The 22,895-nt window shown below is 66.8% G+C and carries 19 protein-coding genes; 14 read left to right on the forward strand and 5 right to left on the reverse strand.

Annotated features, from left to right (window positions below; all coding sequences use genetic code 11):
- Position 1 precedes the first annotated feature (1 nt).
- Genes AB4099_RS24835 through AB4099_RS24865 form a run of 7 tightly spaced genes read left to right on the forward strand, consistent with a single transcriptional unit; the run spans position 2 to position 8,801 of the window.
- Positions 2 to 994 carry an ABC transporter ATP-binding protein gene (locus tag AB4099_RS24835; RefSeq protein WP_441480008.1) on the forward strand — a complete coding sequence of 331 codons (993 nt, stop codon included), beginning with the start codon at positions 2 to 4 and terminating at the stop codon, positions 992 to 994.
- The gene (locus tag AB4099_RS24840) at positions 991 to 3,099 is read left to right on the forward strand and encodes a hydantoinase/oxoprolinase family protein (RefSeq protein WP_441480009.1); all 2,109 of its coding nucleotides are present in this window, start codon (positions 991 to 993) and stop codon (positions 3,097 to 3,099) included. The genes AB4099_RS24835 and AB4099_RS24840 overlap by 4 nt, the downstream gene beginning before the upstream one ends.
- A gap of 4 nt (positions 3,100 to 3,103) precedes the next feature.
- Positions 3,104 to 4,963, forward strand: a complete 1,860-nt coding sequence (locus AB4099_RS24845) for a hydantoinase B/oxoprolinase family protein (RefSeq protein ID WP_441480010.1) — start codon at positions 3,104 to 3,106, stop codon at positions 4,961 to 4,963.
- Positions 4,960 to 6,171: an alanine racemase gene (alr, locus tag AB4099_RS24850; RefSeq protein ID WP_441480011.1), complete on the forward strand. Its 1,212-nt coding sequence runs from the start codon at positions 4,960 to 4,962 to the stop codon at positions 6,169 to 6,171. The genes AB4099_RS24845 and alr overlap by 4 nt, the downstream gene beginning before the upstream one ends.
- Position 6,172: 1 nt before the next feature.
- Positions 6,173 to 7,237, forward strand: coding sequence for a LacI family DNA-binding transcriptional regulator (locus tag AB4099_RS24855; RefSeq protein ID WP_441480114.1), 1,065 nt, complete (start codon positions 6,173 to 6,175; stop codon positions 7,235 to 7,237).
- A gap of 13 nt (positions 7,238 to 7,250) precedes the next feature.
- A complete protein-coding gene (locus tag AB4099_RS24860; RefSeq protein WP_441480012.1) occupies positions 7,251 to 8,234 on the forward strand; it encodes a pyridoxal-phosphate dependent enzyme in 984 nt (327 codons plus the stop codon).
- Positions 8,235 to 8,249: 15 nt separating this feature from the next.
- Positions 8,250 to 8,801 carry a cysteine hydrolase family protein gene (locus tag AB4099_RS24865; protein WP_441480013.1) on the forward strand — a complete coding sequence of 184 codons (552 nt, stop codon included), beginning with the start codon at positions 8,250 to 8,252 and terminating at the stop codon, positions 8,799 to 8,801.
- Between the two features lie 234 nt (positions 8,802 to 9,035).
- On the opposite strand, the gene AB4099_RS24870 is transcribed toward AB4099_RS24865, so the two are convergent.
- Both AB4099_RS24870 and AB4099_RS24875 read right to left on the reverse strand, forming a co-directional pair.
- The gene (locus tag AB4099_RS24870; protein WP_441480014.1) at positions 9,036 to 9,356 is read right to left on the reverse strand and encodes a hypothetical protein; all 321 of its coding nucleotides are present in this window, start codon (positions 9,354 to 9,356) and stop codon (positions 9,036 to 9,038) included.
- 331 nt (positions 9,357 to 9,687) lie between these two features.
- Complete coding sequence (locus tag AB4099_RS24875; protein WP_441480015.1) at positions 9,688 to 10,551, reverse strand: LysR substrate-binding domain-containing protein; 864 nt, start codon at positions 10,549 to 10,551, stop codon at positions 9,688 to 9,690.
- Between the two features lie 208 nt (positions 10,552 to 10,759).
- Here AB4099_RS24875 and pbfA point away from each other — a divergent pair, with 208 nt between their 5' ends.
- Complete coding sequence (pbfA, locus tag AB4099_RS24880) at positions 10,760 to 12,121, forward strand: (R)-1-hydroxy-2-aminoethylphosphonate ammonia-lyase (protein ID WP_441480016.1); 1,362 nt, start codon at positions 10,760 to 10,762, stop codon at positions 12,119 to 12,121.
- 38 nt (positions 12,122 to 12,159) lie between these two features.
- Entirely contained in the window at positions 12,160 to 13,170 is a 1,011-nt protein-coding gene (locus AB4099_RS24885; RefSeq protein WP_441480017.1) for a 2-hydroxyacid dehydrogenase, read from the forward strand.
- A gap of 18 nt (positions 13,171 to 13,188) precedes the next feature.
- Here the strand turns inward: AB4099_RS24885 and AB4099_RS24890 are convergent, their stop codons facing one another.
- Entirely contained in the window at positions 13,189 to 14,106 is a 918-nt protein-coding gene (locus tag AB4099_RS24890) for a LysR substrate-binding domain-containing protein (RefSeq protein WP_441480018.1), read from the reverse strand.
- A 97-nt stretch (positions 14,107 to 14,203) separates the two neighbouring features.
- Between AB4099_RS24890 and AB4099_RS24895 the strand changes: the two genes are divergently transcribed.
- From AB4099_RS24895 to AB4099_RS24910, 4 genes are read left to right on the forward strand one after another with little or no spacing between them, the layout of a single operon-like run.
- Positions 14,204 to 15,574: a M20/M25/M40 family metallo-hydrolase gene (locus tag AB4099_RS24895; RefSeq protein ID WP_441480019.1), complete on the forward strand. Its 1,371-nt coding sequence runs from the start codon at positions 14,204 to 14,206 to the stop codon at positions 15,572 to 15,574.
- Positions 15,575 to 15,622: 48 nt separating this feature from the next.
- Positions 15,623 to 17,233 (forward strand): ABC transporter substrate-binding protein, encoded by a 1,611-nt coding sequence (locus tag AB4099_RS24900; protein WP_441480020.1) that lies wholly within the window; start codon positions 15,623 to 15,625, stop codon positions 17,231 to 17,233.
- A 58-nt stretch (positions 17,234 to 17,291) separates the two neighbouring features.
- Positions 17,292 to 18,272, forward strand: a complete 981-nt coding sequence (locus AB4099_RS24905; protein WP_113517818.1) for an ABC transporter permease — start codon at positions 17,292 to 17,294, stop codon at positions 18,270 to 18,272.
- Complete coding sequence (locus AB4099_RS24910; protein ID WP_113517819.1) at positions 18,269 to 19,105, forward strand: ABC transporter permease; 837 nt, start codon at positions 18,269 to 18,271, stop codon at positions 19,103 to 19,105. Before AB4099_RS24905 ends, AB4099_RS24910 begins: the two co-directional genes overlap by 4 nt.
- Positions 19,106 to 19,142: 37 nt before the next feature.
- Here AB4099_RS24910 and AB4099_RS24915 read toward each other — a convergent pair whose 3' ends face one another.
- Positions 19,143 to 20,210, reverse strand: coding sequence for an NAD/NADP octopine/nopaline dehydrogenase family protein (locus AB4099_RS24915; protein WP_441480021.1), 1,068 nt, complete (start codon positions 20,208 to 20,210; stop codon positions 19,143 to 19,145).
- Positions 20,211 to 20,421: 211 nt separating this feature from the next.
- Here AB4099_RS24915 and AB4099_RS24920 point away from each other — a divergent pair, with 211 nt between their 5' ends.
- The gene (locus AB4099_RS24920) at positions 20,422 to 21,348 is read left to right on the forward strand and encodes a LysR substrate-binding domain-containing protein (protein ID WP_441480022.1); all 927 of its coding nucleotides are present in this window, start codon (positions 20,422 to 20,424) and stop codon (positions 21,346 to 21,348) included.
- Here the strand turns inward: AB4099_RS24920 and AB4099_RS24925 are convergent.
- Entirely contained in the window at positions 21,326 to 22,885 is a 1,560-nt protein-coding gene (locus AB4099_RS24925) for an ABC transporter substrate-binding protein (RefSeq protein ID WP_441480023.1), read from the reverse strand. The two genes, AB4099_RS24920 and AB4099_RS24925, sit on opposite strands and share 23 nt — an antisense overlap.
- Positions 22,886 to 22,895 lie beyond the last annotated feature (10 nt).

Raw genomic sequence — 22,895 nt, forward strand, 5'->3', positions numbered from 1 at the left:
GATGAGCCAAGCCGAAACAGTCCCGCCGCCGCTCCTTGCCGCCGTTGACGCCAGCCGGCGCTACCGCGTGGCGCGTTCGGCACTGGCGCGCCTGCTCGACCGGCGCACGACGTCGGCTCTGCACCGGGCGAGCTTCGAGGTCCGGGCCGGCGACGTCCTCGGCATCGTCGGCGAAAGCGGCAGCGGCAAGTCGACGCTGGCGCGACTGCTGGTCGGGCTCGATCGCCCGAGCAGCGGCCAGGTCTCGTTCGAAGGGCGCGACCTTGCGGGCTTCGCGGCCGCGGACTGGCAGCGGTTCCGAAACCGCGTGCAGTTCGTCTTCCAGGGCGCGCACACGGCCCTAAACCCGCGCAAGACTGTGGCGCGCAGCCTGAGCGAAGCCTTCGCGGGCCCGGTCGCGCCTGGAGCGCTCGAAGCCTTGCTGGCGCAGGTCAGCCTCGGGCCCGAACTGCTCGATCGGCTGCCGCATCAGCTTTCGGGCGGCCAGAAGCAGCGGATTGGGATCGCTCGCGCCCTGGCCCGGCAGCCGGAGGTGCTGATCGCCGACGAGCCGACATCGGCGCTCGACGTCTCCGTGCAGAACGAGATCATCGCGCTGCTTCAGCAGCTGCATCGCGACAGGCACCTGACGCTGGTGATCATCAGCCACGATCTCGGGCTCGTCGGGGCGTTCTGCGACCGCGTGCTGGTGATGTATGCGGGCCGGATCGTCGAGATGGGGCCTGCCGCAAAGATCCTGGCGGAGCCGGCGCATCCCTATACGCAGCGCCTGGTGGCCGCCATTCCGCGCGGGCTCGCCGGGCGCAACCGCCCCGCCGAACCGCCACTGCCCGAAGCGGCCCGCCATGGCGGCTGCCCCTTTGAACCTCGTTGCAGCAACCGGATTCCGATCTGTGCGCAAAGCGAGCCACCCGAGGTTCTCCTCGGCGATCGGCTCGTCCGTTGCCACGTGGCGCCCATGTCGGTCCAAAACCTAGCGGAGACCAACCTATGACAGCGCGCTCGTTTCGCGTGGGTGCCGATATCGGCGGCACCTTCACCGATATCACCTTCCTGGAAAACGGTCAGACGGTGCATTCGTTCAAGCGCCCCTCGACCCCGGACGACTACAGCCGCGGCATCGTCGAAGGCGTGCTGGCATTGCTTGACCGCATTGGCGGCAAGCCCACCGAGATCGAGGAGGTCGTGCACGCCACGACCGTGGCGACCAACGCGATCCTGGAGGGCAAGGGCGCCACGACCGCGCTGCTGACGACGCGTGGATTCCGCGACGTCCTCGAACTCGGCCGGCTGCGCATGCCCGAGCTCTACAATCTGAACTATGAAAAGCCGACACCGCTGGTGCCGCGCCATCGGCGCTATGAGATCGCCGAGCGCATGGGAGCCCATGGCGACATCGTCCTGCCCCTGGACGAGGACAGCGTCGTCGAGGCTGCGCGCAGCATCGCGGCCAGCGACACGCGCGCGGTCGCGGTCAGTTTCCTGCACGCCTATGCCAACCCGCAGCACGAGCGGCGGGCCTGCGAGATTCTCACAGGGATGCTCGGCCCGGAGATCTTCGTCAGCTGCTCCAGCGACGTCCTGCCGGAGATCCGCGAATACGAGCGGACGAGCACGGTCGTGGTCAACGCCTATCTCGGGCCCGTCGTGCGCTCCTATCTGCGCGCCTTGTCGACGCGGCTGCGCGATGCCGGCATTCACGCACCGCTGCAGGTCATGCAGTCGAGCGGAGGCGTGATGAGTGCCTTGTCCGCGAGCGAGAAGCCGGCCTGCATCATCGAGTCCGGTCCTGCGGCCGGCGTCATCGCCGCCGCCCGCATCGGAGCGGCGGGAAGCTCAAACGATATCATCACGATCGACATGGGCGGCACGACCGCCAAGGCCGCGATCATCGAGCAGGGCCAGCCGGCACGCACGACGGAGTACGAGGTCGGGGCCGGGATCAACATCTCGAGCAAGCTGATCAAGGGCGGCGGGCACGCGGTGAAGCTGCCCTTCATCGACGTGTCGGAGATCGGCGCCGGCGGCGGCAGCATCATCCGGGTCGATGCCGGCGGCCTCATTCAGGTAGGTCCCGACAGTGCCGGCGCCGTCCCGGGCCCGGCCTGCTACGGCACAGGCGGAACCCGCCCGACGCTGACCGATGCGCTCGTGGTGCTGGGCTACATCAATCCGGACTACATCGCCGGCGGCGCCGTCCGCCTCGACGCGGAGCGCTCCCGGCGCGCGATCAGCGAGCAGGTCTGCGCTCCCACAGGGCTCGATCTCGAGACGGCCGCCCATGGCGTCTATGCCATCGCGGCCTCGACGATGATGCGCGCCGTCAAGGCCGTCTCGACCTATCGTGGCCGCGATCCGCGCGACTTCACCCTCTTTGCCTTCGGCGGCAATGGTCCGGCGGTGGCCGCCGAGATCGCGCGTCTCCTCGACATGAAGCGTGTCGTCGTCCCGTCCCATCCCGGCGTCTTCAGCGCGCTCGGCCTGCTCTATTCCACGACCGAGCACGACCTGATGCAGACCTATTTCTGCGCTCTCGATGCGATCGATTCCGACAGGCTCGATACGGCCTACCGCAAACTCGAGACCAGCATGTTCGCCGGCCTGGAGGCCGACGGCTTCGCGAGAGCGGACATCGAAATCGACCGACTGGCCGACCTGCGTTACGCCGGGCAGGCCTATGAGCTGACGATCGGGCTGAACGACCGCCCGGGCGACCGCATCGACATTGCCGCCATGGGCGAGGCCTTCCACCGTGAGCACAAGCAGACCTACGGCCATGCATCGACGAGCGATCCGCTGGAGATCGTCAATATCCGCGTGACCGGCCGTCCCCGCAGCGACAGGACCGACGCCTATCGGCCGTCAGCCCCGGACGCGCGAACGGGGGAGCCGGGTTCTCCATCGGTGCGGACCTGCTGGTTCGGACCGGACTGGGGGCACCTGGAGACGCCGATCATCACGCGTCTCGACCTCGCGGCCGGCGACCGGGAAAGCCCGCTGATCGTCGAGGAATACGACGCCACCTGCGTGGTTCCCCCCGGCTGGACGGCGGGTCTCGACGAATTGGGCAATCTCGTACTCACAGCCTCGGAAAGGTGAAGCCATGCTCGCCCCTCATAGTGCCCTCCATTCTGGCCCCGAATTGTCGCGCTCCGATCCGGTGACCCTGGAGATCGTCAAGAACGCGCTCGCCTCCATCGCCGACGAGATGGCGCTGGTCATCCTGCGCAGCGCCTATTCGCCGATCGTCCGGGACTCGATGGACTACTCGACGGCGCTCTGTGATCGAAACGGCCTGATCATCGCCCAGGGCCTGACCAATCCGGTGCATCTCGGCTCGTTCCCGAGCGTGATGGTCAACGTCCTGAAGCGCTTCGGCGGGACGATGCAGCCGGGCGACGGCTACATCACCAACGACCCCTACGGGGCCGGCGGCATGCATCTGCCGGACGTCTATCTGGTCAAGCCCGTGTTCCACGCCGGCCAAGTGGAAGGGTTCGTCGCCAGCCTCGTCCACCACACCGATCTCGGGGGAATGGCGCCGGGCAGCATGGCCCTGCATGCCACCGAGATCTTCCAGGAAGGATTGCGGATCCCGCTTATCAAGGTGATGCACGAAGACCGGATGGACGAGAACCTCCTGGCGTTCCTGGAGGTCAATTCCCGCGTTCCGGACCAGGTTCTGGGCGATCTTCGGGCCCAGATCGCCGCCTGCGCCGCGGCCGAACGCGGCTTCGGCAAGGTGCTCGAAAAATACGGCGCACCGGCCATGCGCGGAATGCTGGCGGAACTGCATGACTACGCGGAAAAGCTCGTCCGCGACGAGATCCGCGCGATGCCTGACGGGGTCTATGAGGCCGAGGATTTCATCGACGGCCTCGGGGAGGGCGGCGGCCCGATCCGTTTCAAGGTCACGATCACGGTGGCAGGCGACGAGCTCGAGATCGACTGGACAGGGACCAGCGGGGAGGTTCCGGGCGCCATCAACGGACCCGTGGCGATCACCTATTCGGTCGCCTATGCCGCCTTGCGCTGCGCCGTCCAGGCGGCGGTTCCGAACTGCGAGGGTTATACGCGGCCGGTTCGGGTCGTGGCTCCGCTCGGCACCATCGTCAACCCGCGTCCGCCGGCGGCCTGCGCAGCCCGCGGCGTCATGGCCTATCGCATGCTCGATGTGCTGTTCAATGCGTTTGCCCAGATCGTGCCGGACCGGATGCCGGCTGCTGGCGAAGGCGGACCCTCCGCCGTGTCGCTCAGCGGCATCCACGAGGGGAAGACCTGGCTGATCACCGATGGCATTCTCGGAAGCTGGGGCGGCCGGGCCACGAAGGACGGGGTCGACGGGATCGCCAACCCCGGCGCGAACCTCTCGAACATGCCGATCGAACTGATCGAGGCGCGCTATCCCTTGCGCATCGAGAGCTATGGTCTCGTCGCCAATTCGGGCGGTGCCGGCCGCCGCCGTGGCGGCATGGCGATCACGCGCTCGTACCGTATCCTTGGGGATGACGCGCAGCTGACGATCCGCTCGGACCGGCGCGCGCATCTGCCGCCGGGTCTCTTCGGCGGATGTCCGGGCTCTCCATCGCTCAATATCATCGATCGGAACGGCACGACCGAACTGCTCCCGGTGATGCCGATGCGGACGCTCGCTCTCAGCAAGGGCGATCTCTTCACCCATGTCGCCCCCGGCGGGGCAGGCAATGGCGATCCGCTCGAACGTGACCCGGACCATGTCGCAGCCGATGTCCGCGACGGCCGCTTCACCAGGGAGTTCGCCCGCGACGTCTATGGTGTCGTCACCGGAGCGAACGGTCGCGCAGACCCGATCGCAACGGACATTCGTCGCGATGGCCTGGCGTCCGATTTGCCGAAACTGGCAGAGGCGCAGCTCCGCCTCTTCATGGAAGGGGATCAAGGCCGGGCGGCGCTGAGTCCGGAATATGAGGGAGAGCTGGCATGACGGCCCAAGTCGGACTCTCGGCAATCGATCCGGGCCACAACCGGACCGATTGCCGCCGGCATGATCTCGCCCGGCTCCTGCGCCCAAGCTGGGCGGAGCTCGATTTCGGTGCATTGAGCCGGAATGTCGCGGCAACGCGCAGTCTGGTCGGTCGAGATGTTCGCATCTACTTCGTCTGCAAGGGCGACGGCTTCGGCTTTGGCGCCGCTGCGGTCGCCAGCGCCGCGGAACGGGCCGGCGTCGACGGCTTTTGCGCCGGCAGCCCCGACGAAGTCGTTTCGATCCGGAGCACCGGCACGACGCTGCCCGTCCTGTTGTTCGCGTCGACCACGCCGGGCGATCTGCCGGCCGCCGCCAGGCTCGGCGCCACGGTCACGGTGCAGAGCATGGCCGATATGGACGCGGTGCTTGCGGCTGGCGAGCGGATCGAGGTCTTTGTCGAGGTCGATTGCGGGCTTGGCCGCTACGGCCTGCGCCCCAAGCAATGGCCCGGCGTCCTGCAGCGCCTGCGCGCTGCCGATCATGTCAGGGTGCGAGGCCTGTACTCGCATCTCAGCACTCCGGATGACCCTGGCGTCAGCAGGCAGCAGGCCGAGCTCTTCCGGCAGGCGGCAGCCGATGCTGCGGCAGCCGGCCACGACGATCTCATCCTCATGCTGGCGTCGAGCCGCGTCGTGCTGGCCTATCCCGACATGCTCTTCAATGCGGTCGACCCCGGGCGCTTGATCTACGGCGGCGGGCTTGACGAGAACTGGATGGAGATTGGCGGCCTCTCGCCTTTGCTCACCGCCGTGAAATCCCGGGTCATCCAGGTCCAGGAGCATCCTCCGGGAACGGTGCTGGGGATCGGCTATGGCGCGCCGATCGCCATCGAACGCGGCATGCGGACCGCGGTCGCGCCGATCGGCTTCTGGGATGGGCTGAACCATATTCCGCCGCTCGGGGAGGTTCTGATCCACGGCCGGCGCTGCCCCGTGCTCGGGCGCCGGACCTTTCAGCATTCGGTCATCGACGTGACGGGGATCGCCGACGTCGCCCCCGGCGATGAGGTCGTGGTGCTCGGGAGGCAGGGCACCGAAAAGATCTCGATCCATGATCTCGCGGGGGCGATCGGCATCACGGTCATCGAACTGGTCCCGCGGCTCGCGCGCTCCTTGCCGCACGTGTATGTCGGCCAGGGGCAGGAGAGGGACGGTCGGCGTGGCTAAGATGGGGACGAGGCAGCCGGCGGACGAGCCCCGGCCGATCACGATCAAGGACGTCGCGAGCCGGGCCGGTGTCGGGCTCGGCACCGCTTCACGGGTTCTCAATGGCAACGAGAATGTCGCGCCTCATTTGCGCGAGCAGGTTTTCAAGGCCGTCCAGGATCTGGGCTATCACCCCAATTCCGTGGCGCGCTCGATGCGGCTCGGAAAAAGCTACGCCGTCGGCTGCCTCGTCACCGATATCCGCCAGCCCATAGCCGCTGAAATGATCGCAGCCGCGGAAAACACCCTGCGTCGCGCCGGGTACACGCTGATCGTCGCCAGTACGCATTTCGACGACAGCCGCGAGGCCGAGATCCTGTCGCTGCTGCAGAACCGCGTCGTCGACGGAATGCTCCTGGCGGTCAACCGCGACAATGATCCGGAGACGGCGCGGCGGCTCGCCGCCATCACCATTCCCATGGTGCTCTGGGAGCGCAGCCCCGATGGCGGCTTCGATACCGTCCTGACGGAGCATCGTGCGGGGGCCCGCCGGGCAACCGAGCATCTGCTCGCGCTGGGGCACCGTGAGATCGCGCTCGTCGCCGGCCATCTCGACACCTGGGTCGGCCGGGAGCAGCGGGCCGGTTTCGATGCGGCGTTCGCAGACCGGCGGCTGGAACCGCCAGCAGGTCGCATCTTCGAGGTGGGCGCATTCGGCGCCCGCAAGCTTGAGGCCCTGTGCCGTGGCGAGCGGCCGATCACGGCGATCATCGCCAATATCGACGAGATCCCCGGCATCCTGCATGTCTGCGCGAAACGCGGCCTCGTCCTGCCGCGCGACTTGTCGATCGTGTCGATCGGTGACGCCAGTATCCTGGAGGTCATGACGCCGTCGATCACGGCCGTGCGCGGCAATGGCACGAAGGTGGCCCAGCTCGCAGCCGCTCTTCTGCTGAAGAAGATGTCCGACAAGCAACCCGAAACCGAGGCGGAGCGCTTATCCGTCGGCATGCAGCTCAAGATCCGGCACTCCACGGCGCCTTTGGGCACTGCTGGCAAATCGTTGCTGATCGCTGATCGTTCGTGATGGGGAAGGCCTAATGTCCCTCCATGTCAGAACGCCAGCTATCGTTTCATCTTCGCTCTCCCGGGCGAGCGGGCGCAAGGTGTGGCTGAAGCTAGAATCTCTTCAACCCTCGGGGTCTTTCAAGCTCCGCGGCATCGGGCTTGCGTGTCAGGAACACGCAAAACGCGGGGTCAAACGTTTCGTCAGCTCGTCGGGCGGCAATGCCGGGATCGCCGTCGCCTATGCCGGGCGTGAACTCGACATCCCGGTCACGGTTGTCGTGCCCGAGACGACATCGCCAAGGGCCTGTCGCCTGATCGCGGACATGAAGGCCGAGGTCCTGATCCATGGTGCGTCCTGGCAGGAGGCAAACGAGCGCGCGCTTGCGATGCTGGGCGACAGCGATGCGTTCATCCACCCCTTCGACGACCCGGTGGTGTGGCGGGGGCACGCGACGATCATCGACGAGGTGGTCGAGGACGGCGTGCAGCCTGACCTCGTCGTCCTCTCCGTCGGCGGCGGCGGATTGCTCAGCGGTATCGTCGAAGGCTTGCAGCGCCACACGCTGAACTGTCCGGTTCTTGCGGTGGAGACGACGGGCGCGTCCTCCTTTACCCAGTCGGTCGCCCGGGGCGAGCGCATCGTTCTGCCGGCGATCGAGAGCATCGCCACCTCGCTCGGTGCGCGCCAGGTCTCGGAGCATGCCTTTGCTCTCGTCGCAGAGCATCGCATTGACTGTGCCGTGGTCTCGGATCTTCAGGCGGTCGAGGCGTGCCTGCGGTTCCTGGACGACCATCGCATCCTGGTCGAACCGGCCTGCGGGGCTGGTCTCGCCACGCTCTACCGGAATGTCGTCGAGCTCGCCGATTATCGGACCATACTGGTGATTGTGTGCGGCGGGGCGACATCGACGGTGGAGCAATTGATTGCATGGCGCCACAGTCTCTCGTCCGCGAGTAATATCGAGGCCGAGATCTGTACGTCCGCCGACGCGTGTCGAGTAACGCTTCAAATCTAACTTTGGATGATTGTGATGTCGGTCGATTTCCACGGCGGATACATCGAGAGGGCGGCCCTGGTCGTCATGCATTATCAGGTCGACGTGTTCGAGATCCTGTTCGGCGAGCAACCATCGCCCTTGCTGGAGCGGTGCAACGCCCTGATCCGGCGCTGGCGCTCCACGGGCCGGCCGGTGCTGTTCCCCAATTTTTCGCTGGGCGAAGGGTATGAACATGCGCCGCCGCCGGAAAACCGCCAGATCACGCCCTATCTGCCGAGCGGCCGGTTTCGGACCGGCCTGCCTGTCGCAGGGCTCGCGATCGAACGGGGGGACCTCGTCTATGCCTGTCCGCGCGCCAGCGTCTTCCATGGCACGTCGCTCGACGCCGACCTTCGCACGCGCGGCGTCAGCACGCTCGTCATGGCCGGGATCAGCACCACCGGCGTGGTGCTGTCCAGCGTCGCCTGGGCCTGTGACGCGGACTACGATCTGCGCCTGGTCCAGGACTGCTGCTTTGACCCGGATCAGGAGGCCCATGACGCTCTGTTCCGCTCCGGGTTCGGCGGACGCGCCCTGGTCGTGTGAGGCGGAATGCGGCTTGATCTGCCGCCCGGTACGCGAGCCGTTCGAACGATGCCGAGGAGGGGCTGACGTGCTGGATCATAAGTAGTTCGCCATGCCGACAATCTCGACAGGCGCGCCCTGTGCTCGGATTTTGTAGGCAACGCGATCGCGAGTGGACGCCAAGAGACCCCGGCAGAGTGTGCCAGGCTTGGCGGATGCTGACAGGCGTTGCCTTCACTGGGAGGGATGTGTCTGTCAGCGGGGCTGCTTGTCGGACTCCGGGGACGCCGATGGCGTTAGCTGTGGACTGGCCGCCTCGGCGGTGCTGCCCGGGTCCGGAGCGGCCTCGGCCATCGCGATCGCATCGCTCGCGATCGAGGCCGCGAGGCGGCAGTAATCGCCGAAGTTGAACATCGCGCAGCGTCCGTCCTGGGACCACTGGGTGATCACCTCCCAGACGAGATCGTACTCCTCGCAGATGCTGCGAAACCGTAGATCCTGCATTCGTGCGAAGCGATTGCGGAGCGCAGGAATCCTAAGCATGAGACGGGCAAGCCCGCGTTCTTGAGCCGACATGGTACGCCCCTCGTGAACCCACCAGAAGACATAGGCAAGGAACGCATAGGCGAGGGCGGAAGGCCGGAGCGATATCGAGTATCGCCATTTCTGCCGGGAATACTGACACGAAGCGACATCAGCCTCAAATATACTTTGGAGTGCGGTCGACCATTTGTGTGTGGGATGCGGCATCGTAGTTAAGGCAGGTTTGCCGGATTCCCAGAGTGTCGCCGCCGAATTTCCAGTGCTGCGTTCAAAGCAACGATTTGAGCCGGCTGCGTTGCCGTCAGCCCTTGCCGCGCGCTGGCACGGTGCGAGACGGAACGGGGCGGGGTTTAGTCCAGCCTGATCAGACGCGCCCCCGGGCGACGTCCAGGAAGGCCTTGATCGCCTTGTTGTCCCGGCGTTCGCTCAGGCAGATCAGGGATTCCTCCATCAGGATCGGCGGCCCGTCGAGGGCGATGGGCACCAGGCCGCGGTCGCCGCGCAGCTCGGCTTCCGAGACGAAGCCGATGCCGGCGCCGGCCGCCACGATGTCGAGGGCAGCCTCGCGCCCTTCGACCTCGATGGCATAGCTCAGCCTGACGCCGGTCTCGGTCGCGCGCTGTTCGAGCAGCCGGCGCGTCCGCGAGCCGCTCTCCCGGATCACGAGCGGCATGCCGGCGAGCTCCGCCAGCGACAGCGACCGGCGCGAGGCCATCGGATGATCGGGGGCGACGACGGCAATGATCCGCGCCGCATTCAGCGCAATGAACTCGAAATCGCGATGCGCAGCCATGTCGCCGAGGACGCCGATATCGGCCTCATAGCTTTGCAGCTGCGCCACGATGGTCTCGGTATTGCCGGCGCTCACCGTGATCCGCACGCCCGGATAGATCGCGCGGAACGCCGTCAGCACATGCAGGACATGGTGGACGGAATCGGCGGCGAGCCGCAGGGTCCCGAGCCGCAAGGCGCGCGACTCGGAGAGCAGCCCGCGCGCCTGGTCCTCGGCATCGAACAGGCGGTGCGTGATTGCGAGCAGCCTTTCGCCCATCGCGGTCAGGGCGATTTGCCGGTGCTGCCGGCTGAACAGCAGCACGTCATACTCCTCCTCGAGCTTGCGGATCTGATCGGAGATCGCCGGCTGCGTCAGGTTCAGTTCGCTCGCGGCGCGTGAAAAGCCGCCGGCGAGCGCGACCTGGTGGAAGGCACGAAGCTGGACATAGCGCATGGCGGGATCCGGGCAGGGTGGGGCCAGGGGAGGCGATGCACATCAATGCAACGATTTAATTTATGGGTCGATCGAAAATAACGATTTTTCAGATGATCCATCGCCGGCGATGATGCCGGCATCGAAAGCAGTCGCCAGTCGAAAGCAGTCGCCAGGGGATCGCCCCGCCGCAAGACCGGCGCGTCGCCTCGGCACGGGAGTTTCAGGGATGTCAGGTCTTTCCGCCAAGCTCGTGCATACCGAAGGCGAGTCGAACACCTCGGCGGCGCGCGGCGCCTGGTCGGCGCGGCTCGATGACAAGGCGACGCAGAGCCTGCTCAAGCGCGACGCCGACGCCTTCCTGCACCAGAGCCTGTCGAGCCCCTGCGTCACGGCGATCGCCAAGGCCGAGGGCATCTGGATCGAGGACACGGCGGGGCGCCGCTACATGGATTTCCATGGCAACAGCGTCCACCATATCGGCTATGGCCATCCCCGCCTGAAGGCTGCGATCAAGCAGCAGCTCGACGATCTCTGCTTCGCGCCGCGCCGCTTCACCTGCGAGCCGGCCGTCGAGCTGGCCGAGACGCTCGGCCGCCTTGCCCCGGGCGATCTCGGCAAGGTCCTGTTCACGACGGGCGGTTCGGATGCGGTCGAGGTGGCGCTGAGGCTGGCGCGCGCCGCCACCGGGCGCTTCAAGACCCTGTCCTTCTGGGATGCCTTTCACGGTGCGGGCTTCGGCGCCTCGAGCGTCGGCGGCGAGGCGACCTTCCGCTCCGGCATCGCCGGCCCGCTCCTGCCAGGGGCCGAGCATGTCGCGCCCTGGGCGAGCCATCACTGCGCCTATGGCCATAGCAGCCTGGAGGATTCGGCCCGCGCCTGTGCCAGCATGATCTCCTACGTGCTCGGCCGGGAAGGGGATTTCGCCGCCCTCGTCGCCGAGCCGATGCGGGCGACGCCGAACCCGCCGGCGCCCGGCTTCTGGAAACTGGTGCGCGAGGCCTGCGACCGTCACGGCACGCTCCTGATCTTCGACGAGATCCCGACCGGGCTCGGCAAGACCGGCCGCTTCTTCACCAGTGAGCATGACGGGGTGACGCCGGACATCCTCGTCGTCGGCAAGGCGCTGGGCGGCGGCATCCTGCCGATCGCCGCGGCGATCGCGCGGCGCGACCTCGATGTCGCCGGCGACTTCGCGATCGGCCACTACACCCATGAGAAGAACCCGGTGACGACGCGCGCGGCGCTGACCACGATCGCGATCATCCGCGAGGAGGGGCTGCCGGAGCGGGCGGCCGAGCTCGGCGGCCTGGCGATGGAGCGTCTGCGCGCCTTCGGCGAAGGCTCGCCCCATGTCGGCGACGTGCGCGGGCGCGGGCTGATGTTCGGGGTCGAGATCGTGGCCGACAAGGCCGATATGGCGCCCGACAACGCGCTCGCCGAACGGGTCTATTATCGCTGCCTCGAAGCCGGGCTGAGCTTCAAGATCAGCCAGGGCAATGTGCTGACCCTCTCGCCGCCGCTGGTGATCCCGCAAGCCGACCTGGACCGGGCGCTCGACATCGTCGAGGCCGCGATCGCGGCGGGTTGAAACCCATTCTGTTGTCCCCGCGACCGAAAGGGTCCGATATGAAAGCCGTCCGCACGGACCGTGAGCTGGAATGCCCCGAGATCGATGCCGGCCTCAGGGCCCGCGGCATCGAGCTCGTCACCTTGCCCGATGGCATTGCGGAGGCCGCGCTGATCGAGGCCGTCGCGGACGCCGATCTTATCCTGATGTGCTACACGCCGATCACGGCCCGCGTCATCGCGGCGGCCCCGCGGCTCAGGGGCATCGTCAAATACGGTGTCGGCATCGATGCGATCGACATCCCCGCAGCGAGCGCGCGCGGCATCCCGGTCGTCAACGTCCCCGAATATGCCGAGGAGACGGTCGCGGAGGGCGCGTTCGCCCTGATGATCGCGCTGGCCAAGCGCCTGCCTGAAATCGGCCGCGCCATGGCCGCCGAGGGCTGGATCTGGCCGGAACAGCGCTGGCTCGGCCGCGACATCTCCGGCGCCACGCTTGGGCTCGTCGGTGCCGGCAAGATCGGCCGCAGCATGGCCCGGATGGCGGGGCAGGGGTTTCGGGCCCGCGTTCTCGGCTACGATCCCCATGTCGACCGGGAAACGCTCGCGGCCGCCGGCATCGAGAAGGTCGACGACCTCCATGCGATGCTGCGCGCATGCGACTTCGTCTCGCTCCATTGCGTGCTGAGCGCGGCGACGCGCGGTTTGATCGGCCGCGCCGAGCTCGCCTGCCTGAAACCCTCCGCCGTGCTGGTCAACGTCTCCAGGGGAGCGTTGATCGACGAGGCGGCGCTCGTCCAGGCGGTGCTGGCGGACCGGCTCGGTGGCGTCGGGCTCGACGTCTATTCGACGGAGCCGCTGGCGAAGGCTGGACACGTGCTCAGCCCGCTCTTTGGCCGCGACGACGTCATTCTCTTTCCGCACCTGACCTTCTTTACGGTCGAGGCGATGCGGCGCCTCTCCGACGACACGCTCGCCCGCTGCTTCGAGGTGCTCGACGGGCGGCCGGTCCAGGTGCGCTCGCGTGATCCGCGGCTCCGCGCGCAGCGCGAGAACGTCGCTTTCGCCTGACGCGCGAACCGGCCTGCTTCACCCGGACCGCAGCGCGCGGATGTCGCTGCGGTCGTCCGGTAGCTTCGCCGTGACGTCGAAAAAGGCTTTGACGACGGACCGCATCCGTTCGCTCTTCAGGCAGGCGACATAATCCGTGCTCGCCACCTCGCCATCGCTGAGCTGCAGGGTGGTGAAGCGCCCGGAGCCATAGGCTTCGAGCTCCCAGACGATGCCGTGGCCGAGGCCGGCCGCGACCGCCTCGCACAAGGCCTCGCGGCTGCCGAGTTCGAGGACATAGCGCGGTTTGGCCCTGGCGCGGGCGAAGGCCGCGTCGACGAGCTTCTGCGTCATCGAGCCGTCTTCGCGGCCGATCATCGCCTCGCCGTCGAGCTCGGACAGCGAGATCGATCGGCGACCGGCCCAGCGGTGGTTGTTGGCGACGATCACCACGCCGCGATGATGCCAGAGCGGCATCGTGTGGATATGCGGATGGTCGGCGACGCCGGGCAGGATGCCGATATCGACATGGCGGTCGAGCAGCGCCTGCCGCACCATCCGGCTGTTGCCGGTCGAGACCGAGAGCCTGACCCGCGGATGCAGCGCCATGAAGCGGGCGAACAGGCCCATCACGATATGCGGCCCGTCCACCGCCAGCCGGAGGCTGCCATCCTGCAGTTCCTGCGAGGCCGCCAGCGTCTCCTCGATTAGCTCGTCGAGACTCGCGAGCTGGCGCGACAGCGAATAGAGCCGCTCGCCCGCCTCGGTGAGTCGGACACGTCGTCCTTCGCGATGCAGCAGCTTGATGCCGTGCCGCTCCTCCAGGGCCTTGACCTGGATCGTCAGCGCCGGCTGCGTCAGCCCGAGCACCTCGGCCGCCCGCGAAAAGCTGCCTTCTCGCGCCACCGCATCGAAGGCCCGAATCTGCGTGTAGATCATCAGCGATCGCGCTCGCATCCATAAATTTCTCTATGTATCGGTATAAAATTTCTAATTTGTCTAATAGTTTTTCCGCTGCGACGTTCGGCTCATGGATCAACCCGAGGCGAACATCGTGGACAGCGCAGAAACACATTCGCAGGCAGCAGCAGCGCTCGCGCTGGCCAGGAGCCGGCGGGCGCAGAGCGTCGCAGCCCTGGCCGAGATCGTGCGGATCCGCAGCCTCACGGGAGAGGAGGGGCCGGCGCAGGGGCGCATGGTCGAGATCCTGTCGACCGCCGGGGCAGCCGTCACGCAGGCCGAGCCGGATGTCGAGGCGATGTTCAAGGCCTTCCCCGATGTGGCGCAGTACCCGACGCATTGGCAGCACGACCTGATCCTGCCCTATGCCGGGCTCCCGACCTTCGAGGCCCTGCGCGACAGCGGCCTGCAGCCGGTGCTGAACTATGATGGCAGGCCCAATGTCGTCGGCACCTGGCGGGGCACCGGCGGCGGCCGCTCGCTCATCCTCAACGCCCATATCGACACCGTCACCGTCGAGCCCCTGGCGCAATGGACGCGCGATCCCTTCGGCGCGGAGATCGCCGGGGGGCTGATGTATGGCCGGGGCACCTCCGACATGAAGGGCGGCCTGATGGCCGCGCTGCTGGCGATGCGCTATCTCAGCGAGGCCGGAACGCGCCTGCGCGGCGACGTCACGCTGCACTGCGTCGTCAATGAGGAGCATGCCGGCAACGGCACGCTCGACCTCGTCACGCGTGGGGCTGTGGCCGATGCGGCCGTGGTGCTGGAACCGACCAGCAACACCATCGCCTACAGCCATCCCGGCGGCCTCTACTGGCAGGTCACGCTGAGCGGGGTGCAGCGCTCGCCCGGCGCGCGCTGGAACGGCGGCACGCTGGAGGGGCTGGGCGCGGTCGACATGCTGCCGCCCGTGATCGAGGCGCTGCTCGGGCTCGAGCGCCGCTACAACCAGGGCACGCCGGCCGGTGCCAAGCCGCCCTTTTCACTGACCATGGGCAAGATCGCGGGCGGCCATTACGAGACGGTCACGGCTGGGGAGGTGGTGATCAAGGGTGGTGCCTATTTCGCGCCCTCGCTCGGTGCCGTGACCGATATCATGGATGGTTTCCGGGATGCGATCGCAGGCGCCAACGCCGCCGATGAGAGGCTGCACCGCCATCCTGCCAGGCTCGAATTCCTGCACCATGACGACAGCACGGATCAGCCCGCCGACCTTCCCGTCGCGCGTGTGATGGGGGAGGTGCTGGCGCGCCGGGGGGGAGACGGCACGGCCTATCCCGGCCATTTCTGTTGCGACATGCGCCATCTCGTGAATCAGGGCGGAATCCCGAGCATCATCTTCGGGCCGGGCTCCATCGCCCAGGCGCACAAGCCCGACGAGCATATTCCGATCGACGATTTTCTCGCGGCGATCGAACACCTGATCGCGTTCATCGCGGAGTGGTGCGGCACGGAACGGTAGGAGGCGGCCCAGCAAGGGTTCGCCCAGTCATAAAGGGGATGTCCAGACATGGGTATGAGCAGGCTTCCGGCTATCCTCGCAGCAACGCCGCTGGCGCTCGCTCTTTGCGGCGCCGCGGCGCTGGCGCAGAGCTGTCCCAAGACCGGCGGGACGCTGACCTATGTCTATTCGCTCGAGCCGACCTCGCTGTCGACGATCGCCACCTCGGCCGTTCCGGTCGCGCTGATCTCGACCAAGATCTATGAGAGCCTGCTGACCTATGAGGGCCCGGCGCTGACGCCGAAGCCGGGCCTCGCCGAGTCCTGGACGATCTCCGACGACAAGAAGACCTATACCTTCAAACTGCGGCCGGGCGTGACCTGGCATGACGGCAAACCCTTCACGGCGCAGGATGTGAAGTTCAGCGTCGAGGACATCATCCGCCCCTATCATTCCCGCGGAAAAGTCTATTTCGGTGACGTCGAGGCGGTCGAGACGCCCGATGACCTGACCGTGGTGTTCAAGCTCAAGGCGCCGGTGCCGTTCTTCATGAACGTCTTCCAGCCCGGCGAGGCGCCGATCATGCCGAAGCACGCCTTCGACGGCATCGACGTGAAGGCGGTGGCTGCGGTCCGCGCCGCGCCGATCATGCAGAACCCGGTCGGGACCGGCCCGTTCCGCTTCAAGGAATGGCGCAAGGGCAGCCATATCACGCTGGAGCGCAATCCAGGCTACTGGCGCAAGGGCTTCCCCTGTCTCGACCAGGTCGTGCAGCGGATCATGCCGGACGGCGCGGCGCGCGCCATCGCCATCGAGACCGGCGAGGTCGATCTCGCGCCGATGAGCAGCCTGCCGGAGGCGGAGGTGCAGCGGCTCGAGAAGATCCCGACGCTGGAGGCCTCGCAGGCCGGAGCCGAGGCGCTCGGGCCCAATCTCTGGCTCGAGGTCAACATGCGCGAGAAGCCGCTCGCCGATCTCAAGGTCAGGCAGGCGCTCAGCCTCGCGCTTGACCGCGAGCGCATCGTCGATGTGATCTGGTATGGCCAGGGCAAGCCGGCGCGCGGCCCCGTCGTCAGCACGAATGCCGCCTTCAACGCCGCGCTGAAGCCCTATGAGTACAACCCGCGCAAAGCCAACCAGCTTCTCGACGAGGCCGGCTACCGGCGCGGCGCCGACGGTATCCGCTTCAAGATCACCCAGCATTTCCTGCCCTATGGCGAGAACTGGGCCCGGCTCGGCGAATATGTCCGCCAGGAGCTCGGCAAGGTCGGCATCGCGGTCGAGACCCAGAGCGCCGATCTCGGCGGCTGGCTGAAGGCCGTCTATACCGACTGGAGCTTCAATCTCACCAGCACCTTCTCGCACAACTATTCCGATCCCTCGATCGGCGTCGAGCGCACCTTCCATTCCGACTTCATCCGGAAGGGCGCGACCTTCACCAACTCGATGGGCTACCGGAATCCACGGGTCGACCAGCTCTTCGGGCTCGCCGCCCGCGAGATCGATCCGGCCGCCCGCCAGAAGCAGTTCGGCGAGCTGCAGCAGATCCTGCACGACGAGCTGCCGGTGATCTTCCTGATGGAGATGTCCTACACCCATGTCTGGAACCGCAAGGTGAAGGGCCTGATCACCAACGGCATCTCGATGTACTCATCCTGGGACGGGGTCTCCAAGGACTGATGGGAACGCCGATGCGCTCGCGCCCCGTCATCACTCGCTTGCTCCGGGAACCGGCCTGATGTCCTCCCTGTCACTTGGTTTCGTGTCCGTTCGCCTGCTGCAGGTGGTTCCGAGCGTGCTGGGCATCGCGGTGCTGAACTTCGCGCTGCTGCATCTCGCGCCGGGCGATGCCGCGGAGATCATCGGCGCGCAGTCGGGCGGTGCGTCGAAGGAGTTCGTCGATGAACTCCGGCGCTCTTTCGGCATCGACCGGCCGCTCTATCAGCAGTTCTTCATCTATCTCGGCAAGCTGCTCACCTTCGATCTCGGCATGTCCAACGTCCAGCAGCGGCCGGTGCTGGACCTGATCGCGGACCGCATGCCGGCGACGCTGCTGCTGATGCTGACGGCGATCGGGATCGCCATCGTCGTCGGCGTGCTCTGCGGGGTCGTCGCCGCGATGCGTCACCGCAAATGGGTCGATACGATCGTCTCGGTGCTGGCGCTGCTGTGCTATGCGACGCCGCAATTCTGGCTCGGCCTGATGCTGATCGTGCTGTTTTCGGTGACGCTGGGCGTGCTGCCTTCGGGCGGCATGATGACGATCGGCGCGCAGATGGAGCCGCTGGCCCGCGCCCTCGACATCGGCCGCCACCTCGTGCTGCCGGCGCTGACGCTCGGGCTGTTCTATGCGGCGGTCTATGCCCGGCTGATGCGGGCCTCGATGCTCGAGGTCTATTCGTCCGACTTCATCACCACGGCCCGCGCCAAGGGCCTGTCGGAGGGGCGCATCAGCCTGACGCATGCCGCCCGCAACGCGCTGATGCCGGTGGTGACGCTGGGCGGCGTGCAGATCGGCCATATGCTCGGCGGTTCGATCCTGGTCGAGACCGTGTTCGGCTGGCCCGGCCTCGGGCGACTGCTGTTCGACGGCCTGCTCCAGCGCGACCTGAACCTGCTGCTGGGCATCCTGTTCATCTCGTCGATCCTGGTCGTGCTCTGCAACCTGCTCGTCGACCTGGTCTATGGCTTGCTCGACCCGAGGATCCTGGCGCGATGAAGCGGACCTTGCATTTCTGGCGGCGCTACCGCCGCAACCGGGGCGCGGTCGTCGGCCTCGTCCTGCTGCTGGCGATCGTACTCGCGGCGGTTTTCGGCCCGATGGTCTACACGGTCGATCCCTTCGACATGATCGGGCGCCCGGCGCAGACACCCTCCGCGCGCTTTCCGCTCGGCACCGACGTCTCCGGCCGCGACATCCTCGCCGGCCTGCTGCATGGCGGCCGGGTCTCGCTGCTGATCGGAGTGGCGGCGAGCCTGTGCGCGACGACCCTGGGCGTCGTCGTCGGCGCGGCTGCCGGCTATTGCGGACGGGGGAGCGACATCCTGCTGATGCGGCTCACCGATTTCTTCCTGACCATCCCGTCCTTCGTCCTGGCGGTGGTGATCATCGCGATCTTCCGCCCCTCGCTGATCAGCGTGATGAGCGCGATCGCGATCGTCTCCTGGCCGCCGGTCGCGCGGCTGGCGCGGGCCGAATTCATGGCCCATCGCGATCGTGAGTATGTCCAGGCCTGCCGCGCGATGGGGATGTCCGACTTCCGCATCGCGGCGCGGCATATCCTGCCCAACGCCCTGCCACCGGTCATCGTCGTCTCGTCCCTGCTCGTGGCGACGGCCATTCTGACGGAGTCCGGCCTGTCCTTCCTCGGACTGTCGGACCCCAATGTCGTCTCCTGGGGCTATATGATCGGCATCGGCCGCACCATGCTGCGCACGGCATGGTGGATGTCGGCGATCCCCGGCATGGCCATCCTGGTGACGGTGCTCTGCATCAATCTCGTCGGCGAGGGCCTGAGCGACGCGCTCAATCCCAAGCTACAGGAGCGCTGAGGCACACCCGCCGACGTCCTGAGGGCCGACCGGGCCATCAGCCCTTCCGAAGCTCGTCATGCAGCTCTGCGGGGCTCAGCGCTGCGAGGTCGAGCGCCGGCAGGAGATCGTTCTCGGCCCGGAAATCGCGAGCCGCGATCGCGTCGAACAGGGCAATTCCGGCCTGATGGACCGGCAGGGGCACAGCGCAGATCGCGCCGAGGAATTCGAGGGGAACGAGGCCGAACGGAACATCCTCGGTGATGAAGCGCGTATCGAGCGTCTTGGGCCCGGCCAGCTCCGGCCGCATGCGATAGACCGCTGCGGCCATGTCTCCGACCGGACCGGGCTCGACCCCGAAGGACAGCGCATAATGCTCCTGCACGCTGCGCACGCTGAGGCCGAAAGCGTTGGCCAGGGCCAGCCTTTCAACATCCAGAGCCTCGATGATGCGCCCGACCCCCGGGGTGATCGAGCCGTAATTCGGCCAGACCTCGCCGCGTTCCGCTCGCGTCAAATTGCCGAGCATGTTGGCCATATGCGCGGGCGGATTGAGGTTGCTGAGCATGATCGCCAGCATGTCCTCGCGCAGCTGGAAGCGGTTCCCGAACAGGGCCTCGCAGAGCGCCAGTCCGGCTGCGCCATGCCGAACGGGCAGGGTGGCGACGTCCAACCGCTTGCGGATGCCGGAGACATGCACGCTGCGGGGACCGCTTTTCCGGGCGGTCAGGGCCGTGGTCGCCCAGGCGGCGATCGGAAGTTCCAATCCGCGCTGCTTCAGCAGGCGATGCAGATAGAGCGCCGCAAACGAGCAATGGGCGCTGAAGATGACGGCCTGACCTTCTCGCAGATGCGCCGCGAGTGCATCGCACACCGTGCGGAAACCGTTGGCCTGCACGGCGATGATCACCGCATCCGCGCCCGCCACGGCCTCGGCGCAGCTCCGTGCCACGACGAGCGGAAACTCCCCTTCGATCTTGCCCGTCACGGACAGCAGCGCCGCCCCTGCGAATTCGGCCTGGGCCGCCCCGCTCGGCGACCAGAGCACGGGGTGGTGGCCATGGTTCGACAGGTAGGCGGCATAGCCGCGCCCGATTCCGCCCGAGCCGATGATGGCGACACGCATATGACTATTCCAATGTGATCGAATGAAACGAGACGGCCCGGCCCATGCCTGTGCCGGGCGCGGACGGGCATGAAAGATCGGCAGCGCGATCCGAAGCTGCCTGGAAACCAGCCTCGGCGTTGACCTTCAAAGCCGAAACCCATTCTTCTGGCGGTAGGGATTCGCGCCGGCTCGCTCCGGACGGAGCGCTGGAAGGCAACGAGGCGAGGCGATGAAGCGGCCCCTGCAGCTCAGGCAAATCGAGGCCTTCAAGGCCGTCGTGGAAACGGGATCGGTGACGGCGGCGGCCGATGTCCTCGGCATCTCGCAGCCCTCCGTCAGCAAGCTCATCTCCCATCTCGAAGAGGATGCGGGCCTGCAGCTGTTCGAGCGCCTGCGCGGGCGCCTGGTCCCTTCGGAGCGGGGCATCCGCCTCTATGAGGAGGTCGACAGGACCTTCGCAGGCTTGCGGCAGATCGAGCGCGCCATCGATTCCATCCAGCGCGAAGACATCGGCCAATTGTCCGTCGGCGTGCTTCCGGCCTTGACGGGCCACCTGACGCAGCAGGCCACCAGCCGGTTCCTCGCGAAGCATCCGGACGCCTATGTGTCGATCCTGGGCCGCAGCTCCCAGGTCGTGATCGACTGGCTCGTCAGACGCCAGATCGATGTCGGCATCGTCAGCGCGCCGATGGAGAACCCGTATCTGAATGCGGTTCCGCTGACGACGCATCCGCTCGTCTGCATCATGCCGCGCGGCCATCGCCTCGCCAGCAAGCATGTCGTTACTCCTCAGGATATCGCGGGGACCCCGTTCATCGCCCTGGCGTCGGAGAACAAGACGAGGGTGCAGATCGAAGCCAGGCTGGCCGAGCACCGCGTCCAGCCCCGTATCGTTGCCGATGCGAACCTGACCGGCACGATCTGCGAGTTCGTCGCCTCGGGGCTGGGCATCTCGATCCTCGACCCGGTGTTCGCCCACGCGGTCCGTGACCGCGTGGAGATCCGGCGTCTTTCCTTCGAGATCGAGACCGACCTTTGGCTCTGCTACCCGCGCGAGGCGCGAAACAAGATCTTCGTCGAGACCTTCCTTCGCGTCGCGCAGGAGGCGATCGCGGCCATGATGGGCGAGGTTTTCAACGTTCTGCCAGGGTCGTGACCTCGGTGATCGGCAGCGACAGGTTCAAGGCGCCCTTGAGCGGATAGCCATAGTCGACCTTGCTGCTGCGCCCCCAGACCTGGAGGATGTCGTTGATCGGCACCGAGCAGACATCCTCGTGGATCTTGCGTTGCGCCTCATGCCAGAGGGCGATCTGCTTCGCCTGATCGGGCTCGTGCCTGGCGGCGTCGATCTCGGCATCGGCGACCGTGCAATGGGAGAAATTGGCCACCGCAGTCGGTTTGCCCACCGCCGACTTCGAGGCGTAGAACTCCGACAGATAGGTATCGGCCACCGGGAAGCGGGCCGCGCCGTAGAAGACAAGGGCGCTCGCATTCTTGCGGATCTGGTCGTGATAGGTCGGATGGTCGACCACGTTGAGCTCGAGCTTGATGCCGACCTTGGCCAACTGGGCCTGGATGATCTCCATGGCCGGCAGATGGGCCGAGATATTGGAGGTGGTCGCCCGGATCGTGATGCCGTTGGGATGCCCCGCCTCCTTCAGCAGGGCAGCCGCCTTGGCCGGATCGAATGTGTAGGCACCATAGGAGCAATCCGAGCCGAGATAGCCGTCCGGTACGACCGAGCAGCCGCGTGGGCCGACATCGATGCCGACGAAGCGCTCGATCTGGGCGGTGTCGATGGCATGGGCGAGTGCCTGCCGCACGCGAAGGTCGTCCAGCGGCGCGACCGTGCGGTTGATGTGGAGGGTGCGGTATTCGCCCGGCCGGAAGATGTCGACGACGACATTGCCGCGACGGCGGGCCTGATCGACCCATTTCTGCTCGCGCTTGGCGTAGAAGATGTCGAGCTCGCCCGAGGAATAGGCCAGTTCGCGGCTGCTGTCGGACGGGATGAAGCGGTAGTCGATGCCGTCGATCTTCGGCTCTCCGCGGAAATAGGCCTTGTTGGCGGCGAGCTTCACCCGCTGCTGCGTGATGTGCTCGACGAAGCTGAACGGCCCGGTGCCGACGGGGCTGGTGGCGAAGCGGTTGCCCAGCGCCTCGACCGCCTTGCGGCTGACGATGTATCCGCCGCGATAATTGCTGACCAGATTGAGTAAGGACGCGTCCGGCTCGCGCAGCGTGACCTTCACCGTATGGCTATCGAGAGCCTCGACGCTGAGCATATTGGCGAGGCTTGCTGCGAAGGTGGAGGTGTCGCGGCTGGCGGCGCGCTTCAGCGAGAAGGCCACGTCGTCGGCCGTCAGCTCGCCCCAGTCGCCATGGAACTTGACGTTGCGGCGCAAGTGGAACGTCCAGGCCTTCTTGTCGTCCGAGGCCTCCCAGCGCTCGGCGAGGTCGGGTTCGAGATCGGCGGACTCCGCACTGCCGGGCTTGAAGCGGACCAGGCCGTTGAAGATCCATGCGACGACGGATTGATCCGTCGTCGACACGGCGCGGTGCGGGTCCAGCGTCGCGATATCCGTGCCGTTGGGGCTGATGCGCAGCACCGCGGCCTGGGCAGGGGCCGGCAAGGGCGCGACCGAGAAGGCAGCGGCCGTCGCCAGCATCACGGCCATGATCCGGGCATTCATTCCTGTCGTC

This window comes from Allobosea sp. 2KB_26 (assembly GCF_052115715.1).
In the GTDB taxonomy this organism is placed as follows: Bacteria; Pseudomonadota; Alphaproteobacteria; order Rhizobiales; family Beijerinckiaceae; genus Allobosea.

Bases quoted from the DNA above. Each gene is read 5' to 3' on its own strand.
- pbfA (WP_441480016.1), top strand. From the start codon at position 10,760: ATGTCAGGTCTTTCCGCCAAGCTCGTGCATACCGAAGGCGAGTCGAAC.
- AB4099_RS24910 (WP_113517819.1), top strand. From the start codon at position 18,269: ATGAAGCGGACCTTGCATTTCTGGCGGCGCTACCGCCGCAACCGGGGC.
- AB4099_RS24835 (WP_441480008.1), top strand. From the start codon at position 2: ATGAGCCAAGCCGAAACAGTCCCGCCGCCGCTCCTTGCCGCCGTTGAC.
- AB4099_RS24905 (WP_113517818.1), top strand. From the start codon at position 17,292: ATGTCCTCCCTGTCACTTGGTTTCGTGTCCGTTCGCCTGCTGCAGGTG.
- AB4099_RS24900 (WP_441480020.1), top strand. From the start codon at position 15,623: ATGGGTATGAGCAGGCTTCCGGCTATCCTCGCAGCAACGCCGCTGGCG.
- AB4099_RS24845 (WP_441480010.1), top strand. From the start codon at position 3,104: ATGCTCGCCCCTCATAGTGCCCTCCATTCTGGCCCCGAATTGTCGCGC.
- alr (WP_441480011.1), top strand. From the start codon at position 4,960: ATGACGGCCCAAGTCGGACTCTCGGCAATCGATCCGGGCCACAACCGG.
- AB4099_RS24875 (WP_441480015.1), bottom strand. From the start codon at position 10,551: ATGCGCTATGTCCAGCTTCGTGCCTTCCACCAGGTCGCGCTCGCCGGC.
- AB4099_RS24925 (WP_441480023.1), bottom strand. From the start codon at position 22,885: ATGAATGCCCGGATCATGGCCGTGATGCTGGCGACGGCCGCTGCCTTC.
- AB4099_RS24870 (WP_441480014.1), bottom strand. From the start codon at position 9,356: ATGTCGGCTCAAGAACGCGGGCTTGCCCGTCTCATGCTTAGGATTCCT.
- AB4099_RS24840 (WP_441480009.1), top strand. From the start codon at position 991: ATGACAGCGCGCTCGTTTCGCGTGGGTGCCGATATCGGCGGCACCTTC.
- AB4099_RS24855 (WP_441480114.1), top strand. From the start codon at position 6,173: ATGGGGACGAGGCAGCCGGCGGACGAGCCCCGGCCGATCACGATCAAG.
- AB4099_RS24890 (WP_441480018.1), bottom strand. From the start codon at position 14,106: ATGCGAGCGCGATCGCTGATGATCTACACGCAGATTCGGGCCTTCGAT.
- AB4099_RS24865 (WP_441480013.1), top strand. From the start codon at position 8,250: ATGTCGGTCGATTTCCACGGCGGATACATCGAGAGGGCGGCCCTGGTC.
- AB4099_RS24920 (WP_441480022.1), top strand. From the start codon at position 20,422: ATGAAGCGGCCCCTGCAGCTCAGGCAAATCGAGGCCTTCAAGGCCGTC.
- AB4099_RS24885 (WP_441480017.1), top strand. From the start codon at position 12,160: ATGAAAGCCGTCCGCACGGACCGTGAGCTGGAATGCCCCGAGATCGAT.
- AB4099_RS24915 (WP_441480021.1), bottom strand. From the start codon at position 20,210: ATGCGTGTCGCCATCATCGGCTCGGGCGGAATCGGGCGCGGCTATGCC.
- AB4099_RS24860 (WP_441480012.1), top strand. From the start codon at position 7,251: ATGTCCCTCCATGTCAGAACGCCAGCTATCGTTTCATCTTCGCTCTCC.